Annotated in this window: 6 protein-coding genes and 6 tRNA genes; 10 read left to right on the top strand and 2 right to left on the bottom strand. The window is 50.5% G+C overall.

Annotated features, from left to right (window positions below; all coding sequences use genetic code 11):
- The first annotated feature begins 94 nt into the window (after positions 1 to 94).
- The 7 genes from GTO91_RS17415 to GTO91_RS17385 all read left to right on the top strand — a co-directional run bounded on the left by GTO91_RS17415 (position 95) and on the right by GTO91_RS17385 (position 1,124).
- Positions 95 to 169: transfer RNA gene (locus GTO91_RS17415), tRNA-Gln, on the top strand.
- An 18-nt stretch (positions 170 to 187) separates the two neighbouring features.
- A tRNA-Lys gene (locus GTO91_RS17410) sits at positions 188 to 263 on the top strand.
- A gap of 3 nt (positions 264 to 266) precedes the next feature.
- Positions 267 to 342, top strand: a tRNA-Glu gene (locus tag GTO91_RS17405).
- A gap of 10 nt (positions 343 to 352) precedes the next feature.
- Positions 353 to 428: transfer RNA gene (locus tag GTO91_RS17400), tRNA-Val, on the top strand.
- Between the two features lie 5 nt (positions 429 to 433).
- Positions 434 to 510: transfer RNA gene (locus GTO91_RS17395), tRNA-Asp, on the top strand.
- 8 nt (positions 511 to 518) lie between these two features.
- Positions 519 to 594, top strand: a tRNA-Thr gene (locus GTO91_RS17390).
- Positions 595 to 731: 137 nt separating this feature from the next.
- Complete coding sequence (locus GTO91_RS17385) at positions 732 to 1,124, top strand: ATP-binding protein (protein WP_235919686.1); 393 nt, start codon at positions 732 to 734, stop codon at positions 1,122 to 1,124.
- Here GTO91_RS17385 and GTO91_RS17380 read toward each other — a convergent pair.
- Positions 1,111 to 1,347 (bottom strand): hypothetical protein, encoded by a 237-nt coding sequence (locus tag GTO91_RS17380; RefSeq protein ID WP_161259987.1) that lies wholly within the window; start codon positions 1,345 to 1,347, stop codon positions 1,111 to 1,113. The two genes, GTO91_RS17385 and GTO91_RS17380, sit on opposite strands and share 14 nt — an antisense overlap.
- A gap of 221 nt (positions 1,348 to 1,568) precedes the next feature.
- Between GTO91_RS17380 and GTO91_RS17375 the strand changes: the two genes are divergently transcribed.
- The gene (locus GTO91_RS17375) at positions 1,569 to 2,015 is read left to right on the top strand and encodes a desulfoferrodoxin family protein (protein WP_161259986.1); all 447 of its coding nucleotides are present in this window, start codon (positions 1,569 to 1,571) and stop codon (positions 2,013 to 2,015) included.
- Between the two features lie 90 nt (positions 2,016 to 2,105).
- Positions 2,106 to 2,669: a rubrerythrin gene (rbr, locus tag GTO91_RS17370; protein WP_161259985.1), complete on the top strand. Its 564-nt coding sequence runs from the start codon at positions 2,106 to 2,108 to the stop codon at positions 2,667 to 2,669.
- Between the two features lie 155 nt (positions 2,670 to 2,824).
- On the opposite strand, the gene GTO91_RS17365 is transcribed toward rbr, so the two are convergent.
- Positions 2,825 to 3,805, bottom strand: a complete 981-nt coding sequence (locus tag GTO91_RS17365) for a copper amine oxidase N-terminal domain-containing protein (RefSeq protein ID WP_161259984.1) — start codon at positions 3,803 to 3,805, stop codon at positions 2,825 to 2,827.
- 127 nt (positions 3,806 to 3,932) lie between these two features.
- Between GTO91_RS17365 and GTO91_RS17360 the strand changes: the two genes are divergently transcribed.
- Positions 3,933 to 5,213 carry a hypothetical protein gene (locus tag GTO91_RS17360; protein ID WP_161259983.1) on the top strand — a complete coding sequence of 427 codons (1,281 nt, stop codon included), beginning with the start codon at positions 3,933 to 3,935 and terminating at the stop codon, positions 5,211 to 5,213.
- The last annotated feature ends 298 nt before the right edge of the window (positions 5,214 to 5,511 follow it).

Genomic DNA, 5,511 nt, shown 5'->3' with positions numbered 1-5,511 from the left:
AAAGTATCCGAAGACGATTTGTTTTATCAAATCGACGTCTGTGCGGTTTTCAAGGGGCAAATGCAACCCCTATATCGCCCTTGGTGAGTCATGTTGGGGTGTAGCCAAGCGGTAAGGCAGCGGACTTTGACTCCGCCATTCGTTGGTTCGAATCCAGCCACCCCAGCCATTTCTTCTCATAATCAATGATCCATTAGCTCAGTTGGTAGAGCACCTGACTTTTAATCAGGGTGTCGCTGGTTCGAGTCCAGCATGGATCACCATGTGGCCCGTTGGTCAAGCGGTCTAAGACACCGCCCTTTCACGGCGGTTACAGGGGTTCGAATCCCCTACGGGTCACCATTTCCCTATTGGGCGATTAGCTCAGCTGGGAGAGCGCCTGCCTTACAAGCAGGATGTCGGCAGTTCGATCCTGTCATCGCCCACCAAAAACGGAGCAGTGGTGTAGAGGCCTAACATGCCAGCCTGTCACGCTGGAGATCGCGGGTTCGAATCCCGTCTGCTCCGCCATTTTATTTGCCGGCGTAGCTCAACTGGTAGAGCAACTGACTTGTAATCAGTAGGTTGCGGGTTCAAGTCCTGTCGCCGGCTCCATAAGATTGTCAAAACTCCTTTGAATGGGAGTTTTTTTGTTTTTGCATTTCTATTTTAGCCGGCATTTTATCAAGTATTTAGTTTCATTAGATGATTACATATGTATGGGGACCGATGGAAGGTCGATGGAATAGCCTATGCTCAAGGTAGCCTGCCGGCAGGGAAAGCCGGTGAGGTTCTACCGGGTCGCCGATTTGGTCAGCCTGCTCCAACAGAAGCACGCCGAGGGACGGCTCCAGCGTTTTCGGCAAGAACTGATGAAGTGCGAATTGCTCATTCTCGATGAACTGGGCTACGTGCCCTTCCATCAAACCGGCGCGGAACTCCTCTTCCACGTCGTCGCCGATTGCTATGAACAGCAGAGCGTGATCGTTACGTCAAACTTGGAGTTTGGTCAGTGGAACAGCATCTTCGGGGATACTCGTCTAACAGCGGCTTTGGTCGACAGGCTGGTCCATCATGCCCACATTCTGACCTTTGCTGGCGAGAGTTACCGCCTACGGCATGCCCTAAGCACTAAGAAAAACTAGCGTAGATGTTGGCAAAGTGCCCCTGCAAAAAATCGGTTGCCGATCTCTGCATTTTTGTCTTGCCAAACACACCAGTGGGAACTCGATCCTTGGCGATATCGAGTTCCTCTTTACGGAGTTGAACTGTCCCTTTGTCCGTTATTTCGTTTTCGAGCACTTCTTCATTGTTATTCTCCCCGTTGATTCCGTCGAAAATTCCCATAACAACCTCCAACTGAAGCATTTTTAATTTCTCTTTCAAGGGTGCGCAGAGGAACCCGCCAATATATATCCATTATATGGAACAAGGGATTTATATCCAGAATTAGTGATATCTCTTGAGCCCTAGCAACATTCAATTGAGTATAATTCCGGCTTACAGTGGTATGTTAGGCTTGAAGGTCGGTTACTCTCAACCTGATGATCTGGGTTCTGTAAATAAATGAGAATGAGGAGGAAATCCGTATGGCGAAAAACTTGGGTATTTACCGTTGCGATGCTTGCGGGTATACCTTAGAAGTCGTTGAAATGGGAAAAGAGCAGTTGGTTTGCAAGGGACATTCTTATGCGCTTACTTGTTCCAAAGCTGATGCGCAGGTGGTTTGCTGCGGGAAACCGATGGAACTCTTGGAACCAAATACGGTTGAAGCCTCAAGAGAAAAGCATCTGCCTGTCGCCGAATTCGGTAATGATGGAAAATTCGTTGTCAAAGTAGGCAGCATTTTACACCCGATGACGGCAGAGCACCTGATTCAGTGGATTACCATCGTTTATGGCGATTGTGTACAACGTGTCAAATTGCACGACGGAAAGGCGCCGGAAGCAAATTTTCATGTGGGCGACGCCAACGAAATCGACCTCTATGGGTATTGCAATCTTCACGGTCTCTGGAAAGCGACAGTAAAAAAGTGAACACGCTTACGGCGCTATTTTGACAATTTTGATACATTGGCGTACAATCTACTTGTGCCAATAATATCAATCTAACAAGGAGGTTGACGGATGGCTCCCACGAAAACTGTTACCAACGTACCGGGGTTGAAAGGAACGGAAACGGAAAAGAATCTTTTGGCCGCTTTTGCAGGAGAATGCCAGGCACGGACGAAATACGATTTTTTTTCCGCCATCGCGGAAAAGGAAGGGTATCGCCAAATCGCCGGGTTCTTCTCCGAAACGGCGGAAAATGAGAAACAGCATGCGAAACGCTTTTATCTAGCCCTCAGCGCCCTCGGAGCAACCACAGACCATTTGGAACAGTCTGCCGCAGGCGAAAATCATGAGTGGACCGACTTGTACAAGCAGTTTGCCGAGACGGCCCGCCAGGAAGGTTTCCAGGATATCGCTGATCTCTTCGAAGAGATCGCCGAAGTGGAGGAACGGCACGAGAAGCGCTTCCTCGCTTTGTTGGACAATATCAAGAACGGACGCGTGTTCCGTCGCGATACCGTCGTCGAGTGGAAATGCCGGAACTGCGGTTACATACATGAAGGAATGGAAGCGCCGGAAGTCTGCCCGGCCTGCCAGCACCCTCAGGCTTTCTACGAAATTCACATTCCCAATTACTGATCTGACTGTTCTATTCGTGCGCAGTCCATTGACCGCCAAAACTGCCGGATAGAGCAAGCAAGCCGATGCGCCCCTTGCCGGGATGCATCGGCTTCTTTTTTTGGTTAGACCTTATTGCTTATCCTTCTGTTCCGTTTTCCTTCTGTCCCGGTCAACTATTCTTGGGAGAAGACACGGACTGTTTCGGTCGCGCTGTCCCATTCTACGGCGCCGCCATACTGCTCGACAATCGGTCGGACGGGGAGCATTACCCGCCCTGGCTCGACGATCTCCGGTGCGGCTTCAAGCGTAACCGGAGAGCCGTCGGCGTACATGACCGGATTGTTTAGTTCCAGTATGATGACGCGGTTGACGCGGGTCAGTGTCACCTGCCCCATTTTTTCGTCCCAGACGATCCCGGTGGGTTCTATTCCTAGCATGTCGCTGATGTAACGGATGGGCAAAAAGACCCGGCCATTGCGGCGATAGGGCGTCGTATCCATTTCTTTTTCCACCGTGTCGACGATATACTTAGTTTCGCCGATTTTAAAAAGCGCGACTTTTTTACCGGCGGGGACGGCAGGTTGAGAAGCGGGCGCGCCATGCTCGCCAGGAGTGCCCACCCAACCGACGGGAATCGTCATCATCAATGAAGAGGGAAAAAGACCATCATCGTTATATTCAACGGCTGCATTGTTCCAGCCTTTTAATTGAAGAACTACGTTCCCTTCCGGCACGGTCCGGTCCACTGTCAGCCGGAGTGAACTGACTCGTATGGTCGAAGGCGTTGTGCTCGAAGCTTTGATCCGGACACTGGCGTAGTATTGCCGGAAAGAGTTGTCATATTCCGTTTGGGCGGAGGCCGATTCTAACACCAGGTCGCCTTGAATGACTTCGAAGCGCGGCGTATCGCTAAAAGAAACCCCCATGGGGGCATAGAGCCGCAACTCCCGGTTCCCCCGCGGTTTTAATGCTTCTGCTGCGCCTTCCGTGATCAGGAAATCTTTGGCTGCTTGGTTTGCTTTACCGATAGACATCAGCGGGAGTGATGGGTCCCCAGAAGCGCTCTCGGCTGGGCTTGTGTTGAACATAAAGCTGAATAAAAGCAGCACGGCGGCCCAGAAAGATAGAAATGATCGACGAATGGCAAATTGCATATGCATCGTTTCCTCCCGTTGCGTCTTTTTTTCTTGGAACAGTATACCATACAAAGGGGTATCTTTGGTAATATTGAGATAACGCTGGCAAATGGGTGAATGGCTGGATTCAACGGGGGACGGGTGGATGATGCAATTGCTTTCCTCGCTGCGGGGAAAAATCCTGCTCAATGAGGAAGACCTACAATCGCTCAAAACATATATACAGAAAAAATATCCCGACGCATCCCCCCGAGACCGCGCGGCGGTGCTGGCCGATGCGGTCCATCGCGTCCTGGATGGTAAAATGCCGCTTTTTCCCCAAACCGCTCGCTTGCGAATCCGTCGTAGACTGATGGAAGAAGCGGTGGCGCGTAAGCGCTTCGTCATCGATGCGGGCGACGTTTTTTGGGTTTCTTTGAACGAGGATGTGCCTAAAGTTCAAAGAATTGACGCCCTCTGGTTGTGGCTTGCTCGCGAACAGGGGATTGATTTGCCACGTGGAGAACTGCAGTTAATTGTTGATTCGCTTGTTGAAAAGATTGTAGCAGAGAACATCTCTGATTTTGAGGGACTATTGCCCAGTTTAGCGCCACCGGCTATCTCCGGCGGGTTGCCTGAGAATTCGAATCAGGCCGCCATAGGCCAAGGCGCCGAAGCAGGCGTAGCCGTAGTTGCTGCGCCATCTTCTGCTATGGCGGATTCCCCTTCGGCATCAACTGTCAAAACGGATAAAGAACTTCAGAAGGCCCGCCGGTTGAACGAACCGAGCAGGGAAAAGCGGGGATGGATGCCGGCTGCTGCTGCCTGCTTGATCCTGCTTTTAATTTCCCTTTCCGTCCTATTTCGCTCTACTCCATTTGGCGCCGAGACTGTTCCGGGCAGTGAGGCATTTCCGGCAGGGAGCGTGGAAACAACATCAAGGCTCATGAGCCCAACGTCGAATGACAGGCATGATAAAAACACGACGGGCAATGAACTGCCGCCATCGCTGCGCTACCGATCCGTGCGAGAGGATGCCTTGCGGCAGTGGCTCAATCAGCGCAACTCGCTGTTGGCCGAAGAACCCTACTTCTCTGTCATCTTACAAACGGCGAAAGCCTATGATATTCATCCGTTGTTCCTGTTTGCCATCACCGGACAGGAACAGGCTTTTGTCCCACGGACAGATACGGATGCCCGCAAAATTGCAAACAATCCATTCAATGTATATAAAAGTTGGAGAAAGTATAATACTCGTATTCAAGACTCTGCCGAGATTGCCGCAGTGACCATTGTATCGTTAAGTAAAAACAGGCCCGAGGGCGCAGACCCCGTAGCCTGGATCAATACGAGATATTCAGAGGATGAGCGCTGGTATATCGGGGTGAACAGCCTCTTCTCAATGCTGGTGCGAGAAGTGGGAGAAAAAGAAGAGGTCCAGTTATAGCGTAGTCAGAAATGAACGGGATGAAATAAAAACTGGAATGAATTGCCGTTGACTTTCCCAGTCGTTAGTGGTATAAATTATCTTCGTTACGGCTTTGCTGAATGCTGTCAGGCGAGCGCCTAAATGATAATTTGAAAGCGCCTGCTAGGGAGGAAAAATCTCCCGGTTGACGGTTCGGCGATAACATGATATTATACAATTCCGTCGTCGGACAGGCGATGGTTCGGTCCTTGAAAATCGAACAGTTGCGAATCAAAAGCGTGCGAAACCAATCAATTCCGGTTGATTGATATTTTTA

This window comes from Heliomicrobium undosum (assembly GCF_009877425.1).
Lineage (GTDB): Bacteria > Bacillota > Desulfitobacteriia > Heliobacteriales > Heliobacteriaceae > Heliomicrobium > Heliomicrobium undosum.
This window is presented reverse-complemented; position numbering and strand designations above follow the sequence as displayed.

Bases quoted from the DNA above. Each gene is read 5' to 3' on its own strand.
- GTO91_RS17385 (WP_235919686.1), top strand. From the start codon at position 732: ATGCTCAAGGTAGCCTGCCGGCAGGGAAAGCCGGTGAGGTTCTACCGG.
- GTO91_RS17380 (WP_161259987.1), bottom strand. From the start codon at position 1,347: ATGCTTCAGTTGGAGGTTGTTATGGGAATTTTCGACGGAATCAACGGG.
- GTO91_RS17375 (WP_161259986.1), top strand. From the start codon at position 1,569: ATGGCGAAAAACTTGGGTATTTACCGTTGCGATGCTTGCGGGTATACC.
- rbr (WP_161259985.1), top strand. From the start codon at position 2,106: ATGGCTCCCACGAAAACTGTTACCAACGTACCGGGGTTGAAAGGAACG.
- GTO91_RS17365 (WP_161259984.1), bottom strand. From the start codon at position 3,805: ATGCAATTTGCCATTCGTCGATCATTTCTATCTTTCTGGGCCGCCGTG.
- GTO91_RS17360 (WP_161259983.1), top strand. From the start codon at position 3,933: ATGATGCAATTGCTTTCCTCGCTGCGGGGAAAAATCCTGCTCAATGAG.